The sequence below is a fragment of the Actinoplanes derwentensis genome, assembly GCF_900104725.1.
In the GTDB taxonomy this organism is placed as follows: domain Bacteria; phylum Actinomycetota; class Actinomycetes; order Mycobacteriales; family Micromonosporaceae; genus Actinoplanes; species Actinoplanes derwentensis.
The window spans coordinates 4,719,214-4,738,676 of the sequence record NZ_LT629758.1 but is presented as its reverse complement, the minus strand read 5'-3'; the positions used below and the strand labels follow the sequence as shown (position 1 = coordinate 4,738,676).

Genomic DNA, 19,463 nt, shown 5'->3' with positions numbered 1-19,463 from the left:
AGTGCTTGGTCGGTATCGTGAGCCTACGCGTGATCCGGGAGGAGGCGCCAGTGCCGGACGAGGCGTTCCGCATCGAGGTTCGCGAATGGCTGGAAGCCAATCTCACCGACGAGCTGCGCGGCACCGGCGGTGTCGGGCGGGAGAGCGAGGCCTTCGCGCCCCGGCTCGCCTTCGCCCGCCGGCTCGCCGCCGCCGGATGGACCACGCTCTCCTGGCCGGTGGCGCACGGTGGGCGCGGCGCGTCCCTGGCCCGGCAGGTGATCTTCCACGAGGAGTACGCCCGAGCCGGTGCCCCCAGCCGCCCCGACCACATCGGCACCACCATGGTCGGCCCCACCCTGATCGACCACGGCACCCCTTCGCAGCAACAGCGCTTCCTGCCCGCGCTCGCCGCCGTCGACGAGCTGTGGTGCCAGGGCTACTCCGAGCCCGGCGCCGGTTCCGACCTGGCCGGGCTCACCACCCGGGCCCGGCTCGACGGCGACCGCTGGGTGATCACCGGGCAGAAGGTGTGGACCTCGCTCGCCCACGTCGCCGACTGGTGTTTCGTGCTGGCCCGCACCGCGCCCGCGCCGGCCGGCGGGCACCGCTCGGCCGGACTGTCCTACCTGCTCGTGCCGATGCGCCAGCCAGGGATCACGGTCCGGCCGATCCGGCAGCTCACCGGCGACAGCGAATTCAACGAGGTCTTCTTCGACGACGCGGTCACGTCGTCGGATCTGGTCGTCGGCGCGCCGGGGGAGGGCTGGAAGGTCGCCATGGGCACCCTCGCCTACGAACGCGGCGCGGCCACCGTCGGGCAGCAGGTCGGGTTCCAGCGCGACCTCGACGACCTGGTCACGGTCGCGCGCCGGACCGGGGCGACCCGCGATCCGGCGCTACGGGGCCGGCTCACCCGGGCCCGGATCGATCTGACCGTGCTGCGGGCACACACGCTGCGGAGCCTGTCGGAGGACCTGCCGGCCAGCCCGTCGGTGATCAAACTGCTCTGGACCCGGTGGCGGCAGGGCCTCGGCGACCTGGCCATGGACGTGCTCGCTTCCGGCGCGTGTTCTCCGGCGGACGTCGAGCGATGGCAGCGCTACTTCCTGTTCAGCAGGGCCGACACGATCTATGGCGGGTCCGACGAGATCCAGCGGGGCATCATCGCCGACCGGGTGCTGGGATTGCCGCGCCGATGAACGGCCCCCCTGGCCGTGGACTTCTGACCGGCAAGGTCGTCGTCGTCACCGCCGCCGCCGGCACCGGGATCGGCTCGGCTGTGGCCCGGCGCTGCCTCGACGAGGGTGCCCGGGTGGTGCTCGGCGACAGTCATGAGCGCCGGCTCGGCGAGACCCGCGATCAGCTCTCCGGCGTGCACCCCGGCCGGGTCTGGGCGATCCCCTCCGACGTCACCGACGAAGCCGCGGTCCAGCGCCTGATCAGCGGGGCGGTCTCCCGGTACGGCCGCCTCGACGTCCTGGTCAACAATGCCGGGCTGGGCGGCAACCGGCCGGTCACCGAGATGTCCGACGCCGAATGGGACCTGGTTCTCGACGTCACGCTCACCGGCACCTTCCGCTGCACCCGCGCCGCCCTGCGGCAGATGATCACGCAGGGGACCGGCGGCGCGATCGTCAACAACGCCTCGGTGCTCGGCTGGCGGGCCCAGGCCGGTCAGGCCCATTACGCGGCGGCCAAGGCCGGGGTGATGGCGTTCACCCGGTGCGCCGCCCTGGACGTGGCCGCGCACGGCATCCGGGTCAACGCGGTGGCGCCCAGCCTGGCCGCGCACCCGTTCCTCAGCAAGGTGATGAGTCAGGTGGACCTGGACCTGCTCGCCATGCGGGAGGCGTTCGGCCGGGCCGCCGAACCGTGGGAGGTGGCGACCGTGGTGGCGTTCCTCGCCAGTGACTACGCGTCCTATCTGACCGGTGAGGTCATTTCCGTCAGCAGTCAGCATCCGTAGGGGTTCTCATCGATGTTACGGAGCAGTAGATTGTAACGCGTTCTACTTTCCTGGCAGGGGGACTCGATGAAGCGGATCATCGGCGCGACACTGTTCGGACTCGGCATCCTCAGTCTGCTCCTCGCGATGGCGCTCGCCTGGGTCATCGTGCCGTCCCAGCGGAAGGTGCCACTCGACCTGGTGCCCCCGGACGTGGTCGTCGAGACCGCGAACGCGTCGTTCGTGCAGGCGAAGATGCTGCCGAACGGGACGCCGCAGGTGGTCGTCGAGAACGCCGGACTGCGATCCACCACCGGCATCAAGCCCGACTTCAAAGCCGCCGCCGAACTCGGCGGCGACACCATCATCTGGAACGTGTATCACTCCACCAACCGGATCGACACCGGTGAGATGATCAACAGCGCGGAGAGCCGGGTCGCCCTGGACCGCGCATCCGGCGCCGCCGTGCCGTGGGCCGGTCAGTGCCACACCGAGACCCAGGCGCCCTGCACCCCCGGAGACGTCGCCTTCGCCGGCCAGCTCTACCTCTTCCCGTTCGGTACCGAGAAACGCGCCTACCAGTACTGGGACTCCACCCTGGGCAAGCCGCTGCCGATCGCGTACCAGGCGACCGAGGAGTACAACGGCCTGTCCACCTACCGATTCCAGCAGCAGATCCCGGACCAGCCGGCCGACATGAACGCGGAGACCCTGGCCGGACTGCTCGGCTTCCTGGCACCCGGAGCCACCAGCGGAACCATCTCCTACCGGGCCACCCGCACCCTCTGGGTCGAACCGGAGACCGGCGCCATCGTCGGCTACCGCGAACAGCAGCACCGCGAGCTGGTGCCCGACGTCGGCCAGCCGGTCGTCATCTTCGACGCCGACCTCCAGTACGACCAGGCCACCCTCGACGCGGTCCGCAAGGAGGCCGAGAGCGGCCTGGCCCTGCTGAACCTGCTCGGCTTCTGGGTGCCCCTCGGGCTCGCGATCCTGGGTCTGGTCCTGGTATCGGCCGGCGTCCTGCTCTCCCGTGCCGCCGGCCCTCGTGGCGGCCACCGGGCCGACGAGACCACCCGTCCCCTGCCCACCCCGGTCCCGTCCTAGCCGACCCGCCCGGCGTGCCGAGTTGCGGTTCGTTCCGCACCTCAGTTCGGCACGCTGTTGGCGTTGCCGCTTCGCGTGCCGAGTTGCGGTTCGATTCGCACCCCGACTCGGCGCGCTGGACGTGGTCGTGTGCGGTGTGGGGCGGACGGGGCCTGGCCACCGCATTCGGCCCGGCGGGCGCGGGGCGGCCTCAGCCCCGTCGCCACCTCGCGCGGTGGGGACGGGGCGGGCCGTTGCGGTTGTCCGGCGCCGGAGGCGTACCGGAAAGGATCGGGGATGGAAGTTCAGCGGTACCGGACCGGGAGGTGTTTGATGCCGTTGATCCAGCCGGAGCGCAGGCGCTGGGCCGGGCCGGTCAGGGTGATGTCCGGGGTGTGGTCGGCCAGGGCGTTGAAGATCAGGTCGATCTCGAGGCGGGCCAGGTTGGCGCCGAGGCAGAAGTGGGCGCCGCTGCCGCCGAAACCCAGGTGCGGGTTGGGGCTGCGGGTGATGTCGAAGACGTGCGGGGTGGTGAAGACGGCGTCGTCGTAGTTGGCGGAGCCGTAGAACATCGCCACCCGCTGACCTTTGTCGATCTGTTGACCGGAAAGGACCGTGTCCTGGGTGGCGGTGCGCTGGAAGACGTTGATCGGGCTGCCCCAGCGGACGAACTCGTCGACGGCGGTGCGCGGGCGGGTCTGTTTGTAGAGCTCCCACTGCTCGGGGTGGGTGAGGAGGGCGTGCATGCCGTGCGAGATGGCGTTGCGGGTGGTCTCGTTGCCGGCCACCGCGAGCATCAGGACGAAGAAGCCGAACTCGTCGACGGACAGGTTCTCGCCGTCGATCTCGGCTTTGACCAGGGTGGTGACGATGTCGTCGCGGGGGCAGGTCTGGCGTTCGTCGGCCATCTGCATGGCGTAGCCGAGCAGGCCCATCGCCGATTCCATCGGGTCGGCGCCGTTGAACTCGGGATCGTCGTAACCGATCATCGAGTTGGACCATTCGAAGACGTTGCCGCGGTCCGCCTGGGGGACGCCGAGTAGTTCGGCGATGGCCTGAAGCGGCAACTCGCAGGCGATGTCCGTCACGAAATCGCCGTTGTCGGCTTTCAACGCCCCGACGATCTGTTCAGCGCGCTCGGCGAGAGCCGCCCGCAGACTGTTGATCGCGCGCGGTGTGAAACCGCGGGAGACGATCGCGCGCTGCGCGGTGTGCTGCGGCGGATCCATGTTGAGCATGATCGCCTGCTGCATCTCGATGCCCTCGCGGGTCATGTCCGGCTGGAAGCGGGCGATCGCGGTGTTCTCCCGGCTGGAGAAGACGTCGCTGTTGCGGGACACCGCCATCACGTCGGCGTGCCGGGTCACTGCCCAGTAGCCCTCGTCGTCGAAACCGGCGCTCCCGCGAACCTGTGGGATCCAGCGGACCGGATCACCGGCCCGCATCTCGGCGAACTCGGCGTGCGGAATGCCGTGCAGATAGATGTCCGGATCGGTGGGGTCGATGCGGGTGCGCGGCTCAGCCACAGCTCCTCCTACAGCAACAAGTTCCACCGATTCAAACATGAGCGTTGTGAGATTTGATAGGTTCAATCGAGAACAGGTTCTAGTTGGAGGTCGCGGTGGGTACACCGGTGATCGTCGATGCGGTGCGGACCCCGATCGGCAAACGCGGCGGGTGGCTCGCGGGGCTGCACCCGGCCGAGCTGCTGGGTGTGGCGCTCCGGGGGCTCGGTGATCCGGTGGACCTGGCCGAGCAGGCGATCGGCGGCTGCGTCACGCAGGGCGGCGAGCAGTCCAGCAACATCACCCGGACCGCCTGGCTGCACACCGGGCTGCCCTGGACCACCGGATGCGCGACGATCGACGCCCAGTGCGGTTCCGCGCAGCAGGCCGCCCACCTGATCGCCAGCCTGATCAGCGCCGGTGCCATCAGCGCGGGCGTGGCCTGCGGGGTCGAGGCGATGAGCCGGGTGCCGCTGCGGGCCAACCTCGGCACCGCGGGCCTGCCCCGGCCCGAGTCGTGGGACATCGACCTGCCGAACCAGTACGTCGCCGCCGAACGGATCGCCACCCGCCGCGGCCTGAGCCGGGAGGACCTGGACTCGTTCGGCGTGCGGTCGCAGACGAACGCGGCCCGCGCCTGGGCGGAGGGCCGATTCGACCGCGAGATCGTCCCGGTCCTCGACGTCCGCCGGGACCAGGGATTGCGCGAGACGACCATCGAGGGCCTGTCCGGACTGAAACCGGTTCTCCCCGACGGGCGGCACACCGCCGGCACCTCGTCACAGATCTCCGACGGCGCGGCGGCGCTGCTGCTGATGGACGCCGACCGGGCTCGTGATCTGGGGCTCCGGCCGCGAGCCCGGATCGTGGCGCAGTGCCTGGTCGGGGCGGAACCGTACTACCACTTGGACGGCCCGATCGCCGCCACCGACCGGGTGCTGGCCCGAGCCGGCATGAAGATCGACGACCTGGACCGGTGCGAGATCAACGAGGCGTTCGCGAGCGTCGTCCTGTCCTGGCTGGCGGTGCACCGCGCCGACCCGGACCGGGTCAACGTCAACGGCGGCGCCATCGCTCTCGGCCACCCGGTCGGCAGCACCGGCGCACGCCTGCTCACGACCGCCTTGCACGAACTGGAACGGTCCGACTCGACCACGGCACTGATCACCATGTGCGCCGGCGGCGCGATGTCGACCGCCACGATCATCGAACGCCTGTAAAGGAGCACCCGATGGTTCCGTTCAGATTCATGCTGCTCAGCGCGGTGATAGCCGCGGTACTGGCCGCGATCGGCGTCACCGCGGTCATGGCCGCCCTCAACCCGAGTGCGACCGAGATAGCCCAGAACATCGCCGACAACGACCCGCTCACACCCCCCGACTTCTACGGGCAGAGATGATTTCTGGTACGCCCCAGGGGCCGGTCAACCGCAACAGCCCGCCCTGTCGCCACCCCGCGAGGTGGCGACAGGGCTGAGGCCACCCCGCGAGCGCCGGGCCGAATGCGATGGTCTTGCTCCCTGCGGCCCTGCGGCTCAGAGGCGATCCTTCAGGAACTGGTACGCCCGCTCTCGCATTGCTTCGGTGAAGACATGCCCGGCGTCGTATCGGGCCAGTTCGACGCGGTTGCCGAGCGTTCGCCCCACGGCGGCGAAGAGGTCCTCAGCGCCGCGGCTCCATTTGTCGGTCGTTCCGGCGGAGATGAGCAGAGCCGTCTGATCGAAACAGGCGATGACGTCCTCGAGGTCGTACCGTGCGGCGAATCCGGGGAGTACGAACTCGGCTTGGATGCCGGTGTCGTGCGAGTACGAGCGCCGAAACGGGATGCAGCCGCAGTGCGAGACCGAGGCGGCGATGCGGCGGTCGTAGGCCGGTGCCCACAGGGCCATCCGGCCGCCGTAGGAATGGCCGAGGAACCCGATGCGACTCCCGTCGACGTCCGGGCGCGACGTCAGGTAGTCCAGGGCCGTCGAGATCTCGTGCAGGCAGGACGCGAGCAGTGTCCGTCCTCGGACCAGGCGGGTGGACAACTCGAACCAGCTGATGTTGGAAGCCCCGTCCGGACTCCAGTTGCGTTCCTCGAACCCGATCGCGTCCGGCGCGATGGTGACGAAACCGCGCTCTGCCAACTCCTGCGCGTACGCCTGGTCCGGATCGCCGGCTAATCCGACGACCTCACTCTTCCCGAGATCGAAGCGGCTGGCGTGCTGGTGATGACAGAACACCGCCGGGGCTGCACCGGTGAGATCGTGGGGAACACAGACGTACGCCGAGACACGCTCGTCCGGGCCGACGGAGTACTGGACCTTCTCGCGTACATACCGACCACAATCAACCCGCTCCAGACACTCGACGGCAAGGTCGACCTTCGCCGGAACCGGGCCGAGAAACTCGTGAAGTGACAGTCGGCCTCGTCCTGCCGGAATCGAAGTCTGCTGGTGAGTCATGCCCGAGAATGCTGCCACGACGACCGGAGAGTTCGATGACCATTTACCGCCGGGCCGGGCGGACGGGCCGGGGAATCGGCCCGTCCGCCCGGCATCGGGTCTACTCCCCGCTGCGGCGGATGAGTGCGGCCAGTTCGGTCACGGCCGGGTCGTCGGCGCGGGCGGCAGTCGTGTCGGCGAGGGTGAGCAGTGCCGGGCGGCTGATCGCGCCGGCCTGGTCGCCGTGCCGGAGCTGTTCGGCGAACCAGGCCGCCACATAGGTGACCTGAAGACCAGCCACCGCATCCTCGAAAGTGCCGCTCAGGCTCGCGGTGGTGACGTCCGCGCCGGCTTCCTGCGGCGTCCGGTCACCCGGATCCTGCCAGCGCAACTGGGTGTGTGCGACCGGGCCGTTCGCGCCGGGCCGCAGCCGCACCAGGTAGAGCGCGGTGACACTGTGCCCCGCCATCACCTCGCCGCCGTCCACACTGTCGTCGCGGAAGTCGCTCGCGTCCAGCCGCCGGTTGTCGTAGCCCACCAGCCGGTACCCGGCGACCGTGGCCGGATCGAACGTGACCTGTGTCTTCGCGTCCAGCGCGCGAACCGGCAGCGCCGCCGGCAGTTGGTGCACGAACACCTCACGCGCGTCGGTCGTTCCGGAGATGTAGACCGTGAAACCGTCGCCGTTGTCGGCCAGTTCCTCCATCAGCCGGTCGCCGTAGTCGTTGCCGACACCCACGCCGAGCAGCGTGATCTGTTTGGCGGCGGCTTCCCGGACCTGAGCGAGGATCGCCGACGAGCCGGTGTTCCCGATGTTGGCGAGGGCGTCGGAGACCAGCACCACCCGGTTCGTGGCGCCTTCGCGGAAACTGGCGCGGGCCACCTCGTACCCACGGGTGAGCCCTTGTCCGAGGTCGGTGCCGCCTTCGGTCTTCAGCCGGTCGACCGCCTCGATCAGCCCGCCCCGGTCCCGAACCGGCGACATCTCACGAAGCACCTCAGCCTCGTCGCTGAACGTCACGATGGCGACTTCGTCGGTGGGCCGGGCCTGCTCGGCGTAGGCACGCAGCGCGTCCTTGACCACGTCCAGTTTGCCGGGATCAGCCATCGACCCGGAGATGTCGAGGACAAACGTGAGCTGGGCGTCCGGCCTGACCGACACGTCGTCCGCGCGGGTCTGCAGACCGACCCGCAGCAGTCGAACGTCGCCGTCGGGGGTGGCGCGGTGGCTGTCCGGCAGGCGTGCGCCGTCCATGGTGATGCTGAACCCGTCGGCGACCGGCTGCGGATAAGGATGCCGGAACGCGTTGATGAACTCTTCCGGCCGGACCGTCTCCGGCGCCGGAAGGCTGCCCTGCCCGATGAGGTTCCGGGCGTAGTCGTAGGAGGCCGTGTCCACGTCCATCGCGAACGTCGACTGTGGGCTCTCGGCCGGATCCGTCTCCGGTGCCGGAGCCGCCGTCCCGGTCAGGGCACCGGCAGGCGCGACAGCCGCCGATTCCTGGGACGACTGACCGGGTTCGCTGCACCCGCCGATCGTGAGCACTATCGCGAGCGCCACGGTCAGGCGCTTCATCTCCCGTGAGTTACGCATACCGGTGAGACCACGCCCACCCCGCGCCGGTGCCCTCGGTAATCCTTACGTGACCGATTGTCCGCTGAAGCGTGACCATCGAGGTCAGCCGTCCCGGCGGTTCAACACCATTCAGAACCTTTTGCCGGTACGCCCCAGGGGCCGGGCAAACCGCAGCGGCCCGTCCTGTATCCACCGCGCGAGGTCACGACGGGGTTGAGGCCGCCCCGCGACCGCCGGGCCGAATGCGATGGCCCGCGATCGCTCAGGTGATGCGGTGACCGAATTCGGCGGCGAGTGTGGTCAGGTCCGGCTCGCCGAAACGGTCGACCAGGGCGGCGAAGCGTTTCGCCTTGCCCGGCCCGAAGCGGGCGATCCGTTCGGAGAAGGTGGCGGCGGTCAGGAACCGGGGCGGGGTGCTCTTGCTGTGGAACTTGTCGGCGTACATGACCAGTTCCTCTTCGGCCGTCTCCGGCACGAAGTCGCAGTCCGGCAACGGAAGCTGCTGCTCCCGCACGTCGTCGCGGGTGATGCCGACGCCGGTGTGATGCGAGCAGAACCGCCGCAGCGTCTCGGGTAGCCCCGCCGCACCGAGGAGTTCGTCACCGAGCAGCCCGTGCCGCACGTAATGTTCCGCCGGTTCGAGCCGATAGACCCCGATGTCGTGCAGCAGGCACCCGGCCCGGACCAGCGCCATGTCGAGATCGCCCGGCCCGAGCCTGTTCCGCCCGAACGAGTCAGCGATCCGGGCGACGATCACGCAGTGCGTCCACACCAGCTCGAACGCTTCCGGCGAAGGGGCGTAGCGCTCGTGAAGCGCCCGAATCTCGGCATCGGTGGGTATCCGCACCGGCCCGAGCCTATCGGTCGTTCCCCGGCGTCGGCCCGGCACTCCCGGCCCGGCGCCCCGCAATCAGGCGGCGGCCCGGTGGCGTAGTTCCGGGGTGCGGGCGGCTATCGCCGCGACCGCTGCTACGCACAGCAGGCCCCCGCTGACCAGGGCGAGTGTGGTTGAGGAACCGGCCGCGACCAGGCCGCCGCGCATGTTGCCGACGTCGGGGCCGGCCTGGCCGACGATCTGTTCGGCGGCGGCCGCCCGGCCCAGGAACGAGTCGGGCGTGTGCGTCTGGATCACCGTCGACCGGGACACCACCGCTACCGTGTCGGCGGCCCCGGCTACCGCGAGCAGGGCCAGGGCGGCCCACGCGTTCGGGGTCAGGCCGAACAGGGCCAGCGACACACCCCAGGTCAGCGAACCGGCGAACATCACCGGGCCGGGGCTGAGCCGGGTGAAAGTGCCGGACAGCGCCGACGCGATCACCCCGCCGACCGCGATCGCGGTGAGGAACAGGCCCAGGGTGCGCGGGTCGTCGCCGAAACGTTCGGCGTTCACGAGCGGGAACAGGCTGATCGGCATGGCCAGTACGGTGGCCGCCAGGTCGGTGAGGAGTGCCCCGCGTACCGGCGCATTGGTCTTGATGAACCGCAGCCCGGCGGTGACGCCGCGCAGACCCGGCTGTGGTGACGCCGGCATCGGTGGCAGCCGTACGGCCACCCACAACGCCACCGCGAACGTGACCGCGTGGATCAGGAAACCGCCGCCGGTCCCGAACTCGGCGATGATCAGGCCGCCGAGGGCCGGGCCGAGCAGCATCGAACCCTGGAACGAGATCCGGTTCAGCGCCAGCCCGGCCGCCAGTCGGTCGGCAGGCAGCAGCCGGGACAGGAATGTGCGCGCCGCCGGACCGCCCCCGGCGACAAAGCAGGACTGGATCGCGACCAGGGCCAGTACCAGCAGCGGCGGCCCACCGGCGAACGCCTGCACGGTCAGCAGTACCGCACAGACCGCCTGCCCGGCCTTGGCGACGAGATAGAACCGCCGCCGGTCCACCCGATCCACGAGCGCCCCGGCGAACAGTCCGAAAACGATGATCGGCAGCGCCTGCGCGAGCCCGGCGGCCCCGGTCCAGATCGTGCTGCGGGTGCTGTCCCACACCTGGTAGAGCACCGCCACGACGGCCATCTGCCCGCCCAGCCCCGACAGCAACTGCCCGAACCAGAGCCGCCGGAAGTCCGGCGACGCCCGCAACGGTCCGATGTCGATCAGCGCCCGGTTCATTGCTACGCGGGGCCGTCGGTGAGCCATGCGGGGTCCTCGGCGAGTCGTTCGGTGATCCGGGCGTGCAGGCTCTTACGGTGCAGCGCCGCCTCGATGTCGACGACGACCCGGCTCAGCGGGTAGGGGATCTCCGCCTCGATCTCGGCGATCGACGCCTCAGTGGCCCGCCACTCGGCGGCGAGCCGCCCCACGACCGCCCGTGCCTGATCGGTGATCTCGACACGTTTGCTACGGGCATCAGGACCGGCGACGGTACGAACCCAGCCGGCCGCTTTGAGCGCCGCCACCTTCTGACTCATGCCCGAGTGCGTGATCTGCACCGACTCGGCCAGCTCGGTGATAGTCATCGGCCCGTGCACGTGCAGCCGGATCAGCTCCATCACCCAGGTCGGCTTGAGCCCTTCGATCCGCACGTCGGCGTAGACCCGCGCGATCTCGGCGTCCATCCGAGCCTGCAGCAGCCGCCACGGCCGCCACACGCTCTCCTCAGTCGGATCAGCCAGCCACTCGTCAGTCACGAGCCGACTGTAACAGTGCTTATGTAAGCACTGTTACAGTCGGGTATCCACGAATTCCCATCCATTGAGTACACTGCCGCTCGATCAAACTTAACGGGAGGTAGCAGTGCGGTTACGTATCAGGAGTCTTCTTGTGGCGGCGATCGCCATCGTCATCACACCGATGGCCATGGCGATACCGGCGTCAGCGGCCACCAACCAGACAGTCACCGTCTGGCAGTGGAACGTCTCCGGCTACGTCATGAACGACGGCTCGACCACCAACGGCATGGTTGACGGGTTGGTCGCCTCGATCCTCAACCGGGACGCCGACCTGGTGGCCCTCAACGAGATCTGCTGGGATCAGTACAAGGAGGTCCAGGCTCGCCTGGCTGCCGCCGGCTGGCCGCTGACCTCCAACTACTCCCGTTTCGAATCCGCCCTGAACGTGTGCGGCGGGTTCGGCAACGCGATTTTCAGCCGCCGTCCGCTGGGCACCGCCGACCGGATCTCGCTCACCGTCGACCCACAGGACAACGGTGAGGTCCGCAGCCTGCTCTGTGCCCCGGTCGACAGCACCCGGCTGCGGTTCTGCGCGACGCACCTCACCCCGTACAGCATGGTCAACACCCAGCTCAACGAGGTCCGCGCCCAGTTGGAGGCCTGGGACGACGCCGGTGACACGGTGATCATCGCCGGTGACTTCAACACCGAGCCGCACTACGACCGGCTCAACTCCTGGTACGCGGCGTCCGCGAACACCACGATCAACCCCGGCAACTGGGGCCGTTTCCGCGAACTCGACGACACCGACCCGGTCTGTCTCGGTTACGGCGAGGGCACCACGAACAAGACCGACAACGGCAAGTGCGGTCTCGGCTCGAAGATCGACATGATCTTCATCCCGGAGAGCCGCTTCGCCAACAACAGCCGGTTCGGCGATTCGCTCGCGATCTCCCAGGCCTGTGGCGGAGCCTGCTCCGACCACCGCGTCTACTACGGCACGGCGACCGTCACGGTCGGCTGATCCCAGCCCGGCAGGTTCGCCGCCGCGGTGACGGACCTGCCGGAAGCGGAGTTCCCGGCGCTGGACCACCTGCCTGGCGCATCCGGAGGTTACCGGGTGTCAGGCCGTGCGAGGGTGACCGAGGGCTGGTTGGACCAGGGGAAGTCGATCCATCGGTCGGTGTGGGACCAGACGTAGTCGCATTTGATGGCGGACTGGGGCTTCTCGTAGATGACCGCCGTGCGGGACGACAGCACGTGGGGTGTGCAGAAGTCCTGGACCAGCTGCAAGGTGCCGCCGGTGTCGGCCACGTCGTCGACGATCAGGACGGTGGCGCCGGACAGATCGGCGACCACGGGGACCGGCGGCAGCATCACCGGTGAAGCCAGGCGGGCGTCGACACCGGTGTAGAACTCGACGTTGATCAGGTGGATGTTCTTGACGGCCAGGGCGTAGCCGAGGGAACCGGCCAGGAACAGGCCGCCGCGGGCGATCGCCAGGATCAGGTCGGGGCGGTAACCGTCGTCGGCCACGGTCTGGGCCAGTTCGCGGCCCGCCCGGCCGTAGGTGTCCCAGGTCAGAATCTCGCGCTCGGTCATACCCGCCCCCTTGAAAACGATCTTCAAGGAAACATAGCGGTCGCCCGCCCGCCACCGAAGGCGAGCGGGCGACCGAGGCCCCCCACAGGACCGTTCTAGAGGCTGACCGCCCGGCCGCCGAGGGTGACGGCGAGCTTGCCGTCGGCGGCGAACGACCAGGCCAGGGCACCGCTGAAGTTCGCGCAGCGGGAACCGTTGGTGCCGGACCAGAACTGGTTGGTGGCGTCCGAGTCACCGATGATCCGGTCGTTGGTGCCACTGGTGAAGCGGCAGGACGTGTTGTTGCGGAACACCGACGTACCGGCGTCGAAGTTGAAGTTGCGCTCGGTGTTGTCGATGCTCAGGTTGTTGGAGACGGCGAGAGTGCCGGGGTTGCTGTTGTAGGTGAACCCGTGTTTGCCGTTCTTGAAGGCGATCGTCCGGCGCACGATGTGGTTGACGGCGATGTCCTCACCGCCCAGCTTGAAGCCGTTGCGGTCGCCGTTGCCGGCCTGCGAGCCGTCGCTGAGAGTGCCGTTGTTGTAGGCGAGGGAGTCCTCGATCGTGACGACACCGATCGCGCCGGTGTCGGTCTTGGTGTAGAGGTCCCAGCCGTCGTCGATGTTGTTGTGTGACACCGCGTACCGGAACACGTTTCCGGCGCCGACCGTCAGTTTCGCGGCGAACCCGTCGGCGTCCTCACCGTCGGAGTCGGCGTTGTCGTGCGATTCGGCGCTGAGGATCAGGTTGTTGGCCGGCCACTGCGAGTTCGGGGTGGTCGACAGGATCCGGGACAGCTGCAGGCCGGTGTCCCGGTTGTAGCGGGTGATCGTCCGCTCGAAGATGTTGTTGCTGCCGCCGACGAAGATGCCGTTGTCACCGGCGCGCTCGACGGTGACCCCGTAGACCTTCCAGTAGTTGCCGTTGACGGCGAGCCCGCGGTTCGCCGGGTCCTCGGCCTGGGCGGCGAAGTTCAAGACCGGCTTCTCCCCGTTGTACGCGGTGAGAGTCTTGAGCGCACCGGCCGAACCGTTGTTCCCGGCCGGAATGGTGACCGTCGCCGCGTACGAGTAGGTGCCGCCGCGCAGGTAGATCGTGCCGCCCGCGGTGACCCGGGAGATCGCCGAGGTCAGCGTGGTCGGCGCGGTGATCGTCCCGGCGGCGGAGTCGGTGCCGCCGGGTGCGACGTAAAGCGCGTTGGAAGCCGGCGGCGGTGTGGTGACACTGGCCGACGGGGTGGGGGAGGACGTCGGGGACGACGTGGGGGACGAACTCGGCGTGACCACACCGCCGTCGTCGACCTGGACGTCGTCGAAACGGCCGGACGCGTACTCGGTGAGCAGCCCGATCCGGCCGGCCGTGATGGTGCTGTCGGTGGCCGAACCGACGCTCGTGCCGTTGACCGTCCCGCTGATCGTGGACCCGCTGAACGACAGTTTCAGCGTGTAGAACGTGCTGGTCGAGATGGTCTGACTGAGGCTGCCCAGCACGGTCACCGCGCTGCCGTTCATGGTCTCCAACTGGACCCGGTTGGCACCGGTCAGCGACAGCCGGTACATCTTGGTGGACGCGCTGGCCCGGGCGGTCAGGGCCACCACTCCGGCGCTCGATCCGAACGCGGTCGCCTTGACCCGGGCCTGCACCGAGTAGTTCGCCCACGCGGTGTCACCGGCGAACTGCCGGGCCCGTTCACTGGCCGAGTCGGACTGTTGGAAAACCTGCGATCCGTCGCTGACGACCGACCACGTGCCGCCTGATTTCGACCATCCGGTGGTGCTGCCGGATTCGAAGTCGGCACTGAACAGGGTGGCCGCCTCGGCCGAACCCATCGAAACGAAGAGACCGGCTGCGACCAGGACGGACAGGCCGGCCGCGCCCACAGATCTGCGCAACATCGGGGGATTACTCCTTGTCGCAAATGAATCCGCCGGACACGCCGCATCGAATACACAATGCAGCGTTGGGGATGGTCCGGCGGATCGCCACGGGGAACTATTCCGTAGTGGAATCTGCCACCGGAACAATGGGCGAGTCAACGGAATCCATTTGCAGGTTTGTTGCAGGACCGCCGGTCAGGCGTGCGACGCCAGGAACAGGTCCATGCAGCGTTCGGCGTTCGCGGTGATCGTCAGGGCCGGGTTCGCGAGAGCCGCGGACCCGGGCAGCAGCGCGCCGTCGACGCAGTACAGGTTGTCGTAGCCGCTGACCTTGCCGCTGAAATCGGTGGCCTTGCCCATCACCAGGCCACCGAGTGGATGGTACGTGTTCCGCGAGCCCAGTCCCATCCCGGTGCCCCGGTCGTACGACGGCAGCCCTGTCAGCAGCGAACCCTTCGAGCCCTCGGTGGCCCACCACAGCCGGGTCGCCAGGTCACGCCCGGCCTTGTCGGCCACCGTGTCCATCTCGCCGTACGGCCAGTACACCTTCCCGGCCCCGGTGGCGGCGTCGTAACGGATCTCGCCCCGCTCCGGCGCCAGACTGGTGATCAGGTGCGCGGTCGCCCCGGTCAGCCACGACGGGATCGGTGCCGACTCCCAGGCCATGGTGGCTTTCGCGTACGGGTTGGAGTCGTCGTAGAACTTCACGTTCCCCGGCCCGCCCTGTGCGGTGCCGACGGTCTTGCGCAGACCGAGCCGGGCCACCAGGAAGTCCCCGTTGTTGCCCCAGCCCTTGCCGACCTCGGTGCTCGTCAGACGCGGCAGCCGCCCGCGTGCGCGTGACGTGACCAGCAGCGACGTGCTGTTGAGGGAACCGGCCGCCAGGAACACCCAGTCCGCGGACAGCACCTTGGTCGCCAGCACCGAACCGCGTTCGTCGATCTGCCGGCACGCGACTTCGAGGACCGTGGTGCCGGACACCTCCCGCAGTTCGGTCACCTCGTGCAACGGCAGCACTGTCACGTTGCCGGTGGCCGCCGCCCACTTCAGATAGTTGCGGTCCACGCTGTTCTTGGCACCCGAGTTGCTGCCGAACGGGCCCTCGCCGATGGTGTGGCACGCGGGCACCCGGCCGGCCAACTCGTCCCGGATGACGTTCCAGTTCACCCCGAACGGCACCGGCACGGCGGTCTTGCCGAATTCGGTGATGTACGACAGCCACGAGCGGGCTCCCACGTACGACGCGTGGTTCTGAATGTCCGCGGGGATCGTCGCGGCACCCAGATTCTGCCGGGCGCGCGGCCAGTAGGTGTTCTCGAACTCGGAGTACGACAACTGGGCCGGGTAGACCGACTCCCAGTCGGCACGCCGCGGCTGGGGCATGAACATGCCGATGACCAGCGAACCGCCGCCCACCCCCGAACCGCACATCACCTGGATGCCGTCGCCGGCATGCTTCTGGATGAGTCCGGCCCCGCGGGTGATGGTCTTGCTGATGTCCAGGCCGAGCGGCGGGTTGTCACCGAACCAGGCACATCGCCAGTCCGGGTTGCTGATCGTGCAGAACGTGGTCCCGGAGCCGTCGACGTCCCAGCGCCGGCCTCGTTCCAGCACGGTCACCTTCACCCCGGCCTGCGCCAGCCGGTACGCGGTGACCGCACCGGCGAAACCACTGCCGATGATCAGGGCGGTCTTGCCCTGCACCGCCTGGACATCCCGCAGAGCCGGGGCCAGTGCCACGGTGGCACCGGCCTGGAGCAGCGTGCGACGTTTCATGGCGTCCTCCCGACGACCCACATGGAGAAGAACTGTGATCCGCCGCCGTAGGCGTGACCGAGGGCCGTCGCGGCGTCCGGCACCTGGTGTTCGCCGGCACGGCCCATCACCTGCATGGCGGATTCGGCGAACCGCAGCAGGCCGGACGCGCCGATCGGGTTGGAACAGAGCACCCCGCCGGAAGGGTTGACCGGCAGGACTCCGCCGATGCGGGTCTCACCGGCTTCGACGAGCTTCCAGCCCTGCCCCTGTCCGACAAATCCAATGTTTTCCAGCCACATGGGCTCGAACCAGGAAAACGGAACGTAGAGTTCCGCGACGTCGATCTCGTCCAGCGGGTTCTTGATCCCCGCCGCGGTCCACAACGCGGCCGCGGCCTCAGCGCCCGCCCGCGGATTCACGTGATCCTTGCCGGAATAGAACGTCGGCTCGGTTCGCATGGCCGTCGCTTTGATCCAGGCGACCTGGCGGTCAGCAGCGGAAGCAGCATCCCCGATCACCACCGCACACGCGCCGTCGGACGAGGGACACGTCTCGTCGTACCGGATCGGGTCCCACAACATCCGCGACGCCTGCACCGACTCCACGGTGATGTCGGGTTGCCGCAGGTGGGCGTGCGGATTCAACGCCCCGTTGCGGCGATCCTTGACGGCGACCAGGGCCCCGATGTGCGGCGGCGCCCCGGACCGGCGGATGTAGGAACGGATGTGCGGGGCGAAATAGCCACCGGCGCCCGCGGTGATCGGTGCGGTGAACGGCGGCTGGATCGACAGCGCCCACATGGCGTTCGACTCGGACTGCTTCTCGAAGGCGACCGCGAGCACCCGCCGGTGCACACCGGCCCGGATCAGGCTGGTCGCCACGATCGCGGTGGCGCCACCCACCGAACCGGCCGTGTGCACCCGGAGCAGCGGTTTCCCGGCGGCGCCGATCGCGTCGGCCAGGAACAGTTCGGGCATCATCACGCCCTCGAACAGGTCCGGCGCCTTGCCCAGCACCACGGCGTCGATCTGCGACCAGTCGGTGCCCGCGTCGAGCAGGGCCCGGTCGATCGCCTCCCGGCAGAGCCCGGCCATCGACACGTCGGTCCGCCGGGTCCGGTGGTCGGTCTGCCCGGTCCCGAGCACGGCGGCTCGTCTCATGACAACCCTCCCAGCGTGCACACCAGGTTCTGTTGCAGCAGCGGGCCGCTCGTGGCATGGGCCACCGCGGTCCGCGCCCGGCCGGACCTGATCTCCGCGGCGGCGGCCCCGATCCGGGACAGGCCACCGGAGAACATCGCGTTCCCGGTGTTCGGCAGGTAGCGGACCCCGCCGCCGAGCCCGAGCGCGCGCCGCAGCAGCAACTCCTGATGGGTGAACGGGGCGTGCAGTGCGGCCACGTCCACGTCCGGGCCGAGACCGGCGTCGACGGCGGCGGCGGTCGCGGACGGGACCGTGGTCAGATCACGCTCGCCGAATCCCTGCCGGTCGACGCGATGCGCGATGCCGGTGATCCAGGCGGGTCGCTCCCGGCTTCGGGTCGCACGATCCCGCGCGGCCAGGACGACGGCTGAGGCGCCGTCCGCGACCGGCGCGACGTCGTGCTCCCGCAAAGGCGTCGCCGTGTACGGGTGGGCGAGGTCCCCACCGGCCACGTCCGCCATGTCCTGCTCGGTGAACAGTCCCGCCTCCAGGGCCAGCCGGGCCTGCAGCGCGGCGAGACTGATCGCGTCCGGCCAGAGCGGGGCCACCGTGTACGGGTCGGTCTGCAGGGCCAGCACCCGGTTCAGGTCACCGGCGGTGCCTCTGCCGAACCCGTACACCACTGCCGTCTCGGCTTCTCCGGCGAGGATCTTGAGGTAGGCCTCGTACAGCGCCCATGCGGCGTCCATCTCCACGTGCGATTCGCTGATCGGCGGGACCGCGCCGATCGCGTCGACCGCACTGACGAAGGAGAACGCCCGCCCGGCCAGGTAGTCCGACGAGCCCGAGCACCAGAAGTCGACCTCCCGGCGGCCCAGCCCGGCGTCCTGCAGAGCCTGTTCGAAGACCGGCACCAGGGCCTCGGAGTGGGACGACTGCGCGAATCCGATGACGGCGATGTCGTTCACAGATGCTCCGCGAAGGACTCGAAGGGGGCGTCCGGTTCGCCGGACGGCTCGAAGTGGTCGATGTTCTCCGGGGTCGTCGACCACTCGGATCGGTCCCGCCACACCGCCGCCACCCGTTGGCCCATCCGCACCTCGGCGGCCGGGACTCCGAGGATCAGGTGCGGGATCGGGATGTCCGCGCCGTCGAGCAGGACCTGCGCCACCACGTACGGCGGGGTCAGCCGCTGGCCGGCGAACGGCACGTTCACCACGCAGAACGTGGTCACCGTGCCCCGGTCCGCGATGTCGACCACCTCGCCGGGAGCCACCCCGTCGGCGGGACAGACGCGCGGCGGGACGTACACCTTGCGGCAGGCGGGGCAGCGCTGACCGATGATCCGGCCCTCGGCGAGTGCCCGCAGGTAGCGGTCCTCCTCGACGGAGGTGGTGTGCGTGTAGTGCAACCGGATCGGCGTCGTCATGATCACCACAGGGTCGCCGTCCGGCGTGGGCGTGCTGGCGGCGGTGCCGGGTTCGAAACAGGCGATGTCGCGGATGTGACCGGTCGGCGACGGGGCCCAGCGGACCCGTACCCGCAACCCGGTCTTGATCTTGCCGGGCGAACCCACGTCGACCGCGTGCAGCAGCGGCGTGTCGGCGCCGTCGAGCAGGATCAGCGCCCAGGCGAACGGCCGGTCGAGCGGCTGGCCTTCCAGGGGCCGGGCGGTCCAGGTCCAGGTGAGCACGGTGCCGGTGGGGGAGACCTCGACGAGATCGGTGACCGGTGCGTGGGTGGCCGGGTCGTATTCCAGCGGCGGCACGTGCACCCGCCCGTCGGCGGTCCGCGAACCCAGCACCCGGCCGTCCCGCAACCCCGCCATGAACCGGCCCAGCACCGGCCCGAGCGACCGCGTGTAGTCGAACGCGATGGTGAACGGTGCCGCCAGGGTATCCACGTCAAAGAGTGAAACACGTTACAACTTTGCCCGGCAAGAACGTGGCCGCCACCGCTTTTACATAACT

Annotated in this window: 18 protein-coding genes; 6 read left to right on the top strand and 12 right to left on the bottom strand. The window is 69.2% G+C overall.

Annotation, left to right across the window (positions count from 1 at the left end):
• Positions 1-50: 50 nt before the first annotated feature.
• From BLU81_RS21050 to BLU81_RS21040, 3 genes are all read left to right on the top strand, one after another.
• Positions 51-1,181 carry an acyl-CoA dehydrogenase family protein gene (locus tag BLU81_RS21050; protein ID WP_092557402.1) on the top strand — a complete coding sequence of 377 codons (1,131 nt, stop codon included), beginning with the start codon at positions 51-53 and terminating at the stop codon, positions 1,179-1,181.
• Positions 1,178-1,948: an SDR family oxidoreductase gene (locus BLU81_RS21045; RefSeq protein ID WP_092546242.1), complete on the top strand. Its 771-nt coding sequence runs from the start codon at positions 1,178-1,180 to the stop codon at positions 1,946-1,948. The genes BLU81_RS21050 and BLU81_RS21045 overlap by 4 nt, the downstream gene beginning before the upstream one ends.
• 66 nt (positions 1,949-2,014) lie before the next feature.
• Positions 2,015-3,034, top strand: coding sequence for a DUF3068 domain-containing protein (locus BLU81_RS21040; protein ID WP_092546241.1), 1,020 nt, complete (start codon positions 2,015-2,017; stop codon positions 3,032-3,034).
• Positions 3,035-3,318: 284 nt separating this feature from the next.
• On the opposite strand, the gene BLU81_RS21035 is transcribed toward BLU81_RS21040, so the two are convergent.
• Positions 3,319-4,539, bottom strand: a complete 1,221-nt coding sequence (locus tag BLU81_RS21035; protein WP_231954678.1) for a cytochrome P450 — start codon at positions 4,537-4,539, stop codon at positions 3,319-3,321.
• A gap of 95 nt (positions 4,540-4,634) precedes the next feature.
• On the opposite strand from BLU81_RS21035, the gene BLU81_RS21030 reads away from it, so the two are divergent.
• Together BLU81_RS21030 and BLU81_RS49245 are read left to right on the top strand one after the other, a co-directional pair.
• Positions 4,635-5,738, top strand: coding sequence for a steroid 3-ketoacyl-CoA thiolase (locus tag BLU81_RS21030; protein WP_092557400.1), 1,104 nt, complete (start codon positions 4,635-4,637; stop codon positions 5,736-5,738).
• 11 nt (positions 5,739-5,749) lie between these two features.
• On the top strand, positions 5,750-5,917 hold the full coding sequence (locus BLU81_RS49245) for a hypothetical protein (RefSeq protein WP_172890587.1): 168 nt from the start codon (positions 5,750-5,752) through the stop codon (positions 5,915-5,917).
• A 135-nt stretch (positions 5,918-6,052) separates the two neighbouring features.
• Here the strand turns inward: BLU81_RS49245 and BLU81_RS21025 are convergent, their stop codons facing one another.
• The 5 genes from BLU81_RS21025 to BLU81_RS21005 all read right to left on the bottom strand — a co-directional run bounded on the left by BLU81_RS21025 (position 6,053) and on the right by BLU81_RS21005 (position 11,153).
• On the bottom strand, positions 6,053-6,964 hold the full coding sequence (locus BLU81_RS21025; RefSeq protein ID WP_092546239.1) for an alpha/beta hydrolase family protein: 912 nt from the start codon (positions 6,962-6,964) through the stop codon (positions 6,053-6,055).
• Between the two features lie 100 nt (positions 6,965-7,064).
• A complete protein-coding gene (locus BLU81_RS21020; protein ID WP_092546238.1) occupies positions 7,065-8,537 on the bottom strand; it encodes a vWA domain-containing protein in 1,473 nt (490 codons plus the stop codon).
• A gap of 244 nt (positions 8,538-8,781) precedes the next feature.
• A complete protein-coding gene (locus BLU81_RS21015; RefSeq protein WP_092546237.1) occupies positions 8,782-9,366 on the bottom strand; it encodes an HD domain-containing protein in 585 nt (194 codons plus the stop codon).
• 63 nt (positions 9,367-9,429) lie between these two features.
• On the bottom strand, positions 9,430-10,662 hold the full coding sequence (locus BLU81_RS21010) for an MFS transporter (protein ID WP_197686317.1): 1,233 nt from the start codon (positions 10,660-10,662) through the stop codon (positions 9,430-9,432).
• Complete coding sequence (locus BLU81_RS21005; protein WP_231954677.1) at positions 10,638-11,153, bottom strand: MarR family winged helix-turn-helix transcriptional regulator; 516 nt, start codon at positions 11,151-11,153, stop codon at positions 10,638-10,640. The genes BLU81_RS21010 and BLU81_RS21005 overlap by 25 nt, the downstream gene beginning before the upstream one ends.
• Positions 11,154-11,286: 133 nt before the next feature.
• Here BLU81_RS21005 and BLU81_RS21000 point away from each other — a divergent pair, with 133 nt between their 5' ends.
• On the top strand, positions 11,287-12,159 hold the full coding sequence (locus tag BLU81_RS21000) for an endonuclease/exonuclease/phosphatase family protein (protein WP_092546235.1): 873 nt from the start codon (positions 11,287-11,289) through the stop codon (positions 12,157-12,159).
• A gap of 89 nt (positions 12,160-12,248) precedes the next feature.
• On the opposite strand, the gene BLU81_RS20995 is transcribed toward BLU81_RS21000, so the two are convergent.
• From BLU81_RS20995 to BLU81_RS20970, 6 genes are all read right to left on the bottom strand, one after another.
• On the bottom strand, positions 12,249-12,737 hold the full coding sequence (locus BLU81_RS20995) for a phosphoribosyltransferase (RefSeq protein WP_092546234.1): 489 nt from the start codon (positions 12,735-12,737) through the stop codon (positions 12,249-12,251).
• Positions 12,738-12,832: 95 nt separating this feature from the next.
• On the bottom strand, positions 12,833-14,611 hold the full coding sequence (locus tag BLU81_RS20990; protein ID WP_172890586.1) for a cellulose-binding protein: 1,779 nt from the start codon (positions 14,609-14,611) through the stop codon (positions 12,833-12,835).
• A 177-nt stretch (positions 14,612-14,788) separates the two neighbouring features.
• A complete protein-coding gene (locus BLU81_RS20985) occupies positions 14,789-16,369 on the bottom strand; it encodes an FAD-dependent oxidoreductase (RefSeq protein WP_092546233.1) in 1,581 nt (526 codons plus the stop codon).
• Positions 16,366-17,511: a thiolase domain-containing protein gene (locus BLU81_RS20980; protein WP_092546232.1), complete on the bottom strand. Its 1,146-nt coding sequence runs from the start codon at positions 17,509-17,511 to the stop codon at positions 16,366-16,368. The genes BLU81_RS20985 and BLU81_RS20980 overlap by 4 nt, the downstream gene beginning before the upstream one ends.
• Complete coding sequence (locus BLU81_RS20975; protein WP_092546231.1) at positions 17,508-18,461, bottom strand: lipid-transfer protein; 954 nt, start codon at positions 18,459-18,461, stop codon at positions 17,508-17,510. Before BLU81_RS20975 ends, BLU81_RS20980 begins: the two co-directional genes overlap by 4 nt.
• Complete coding sequence (locus tag BLU81_RS20970; RefSeq protein ID WP_092546230.1) at positions 18,458-19,396, bottom strand: Zn-ribbon domain-containing OB-fold protein; 939 nt, start codon at positions 19,394-19,396, stop codon at positions 18,458-18,460. The genes BLU81_RS20975 and BLU81_RS20970 overlap by 4 nt, the downstream gene beginning before the upstream one ends.
• Positions 19,397-19,463: the final 67 nt, after the last annotated feature.

Excerpts from the sequence above, each read along its gene's own strand:
- BLU81_RS21045 (WP_092546242.1), top strand. The coding sequence starts at position 1,178 with ATGAACGGCCCCCCTGGCCGTGGACTTCTGACCGGCAAGGTCGTCGTC.
- BLU81_RS21040 (WP_092546241.1), top strand. The coding sequence starts at position 2,015 with ATGAAGCGGATCATCGGCGCGACACTGTTCGGACTCGGCATCCTCAGT.
- BLU81_RS49245 (WP_172890587.1), top strand. The coding sequence starts at position 5,750 with ATGGTTCCGTTCAGATTCATGCTGCTCAGCGCGGTGATAGCCGCGGTA.
- BLU81_RS21025 (WP_092546239.1), bottom strand. The coding sequence starts at position 6,964 with ATGACTCACCAGCAGACTTCGATTCCGGCAGGACGAGGCCGACTGTCA.
- BLU81_RS21020 (WP_092546238.1), bottom strand. The coding sequence starts at position 8,537 with ATGCGTAACTCACGGGAGATGAAGCGCCTGACCGTGGCGCTCGCGATA.
- BLU81_RS21010 (WP_197686317.1), bottom strand. The coding sequence starts at position 10,662 with ATGGCTCACCGACGGCCCCGCGTAGCAATGAACCGGGCGCTGATCGAC.
- BLU81_RS20995 (WP_092546234.1), bottom strand. The coding sequence starts at position 12,737 with ATGACCGAGCGCGAGATTCTGACCTGGGACACCTACGGCCGGGCGGGC.
- BLU81_RS20990 (WP_172890586.1), bottom strand. The coding sequence starts at position 14,611 with ATGTTGCGCAGATCTGTGGGCGCGGCCGGCCTGTCCGTCCTGGTCGCA.
- BLU81_RS20985 (WP_092546233.1), bottom strand. The coding sequence starts at position 16,369 with ATGAAACGTCGCACGCTGCTCCAGGCCGGTGCCACCGTGGCACTGGCC.
- BLU81_RS20980 (WP_092546232.1), bottom strand. The coding sequence starts at position 17,511 with ATGAGACGAGCCGCCGTGCTCGGGACCGGGCAGACCGACCACCGGACC.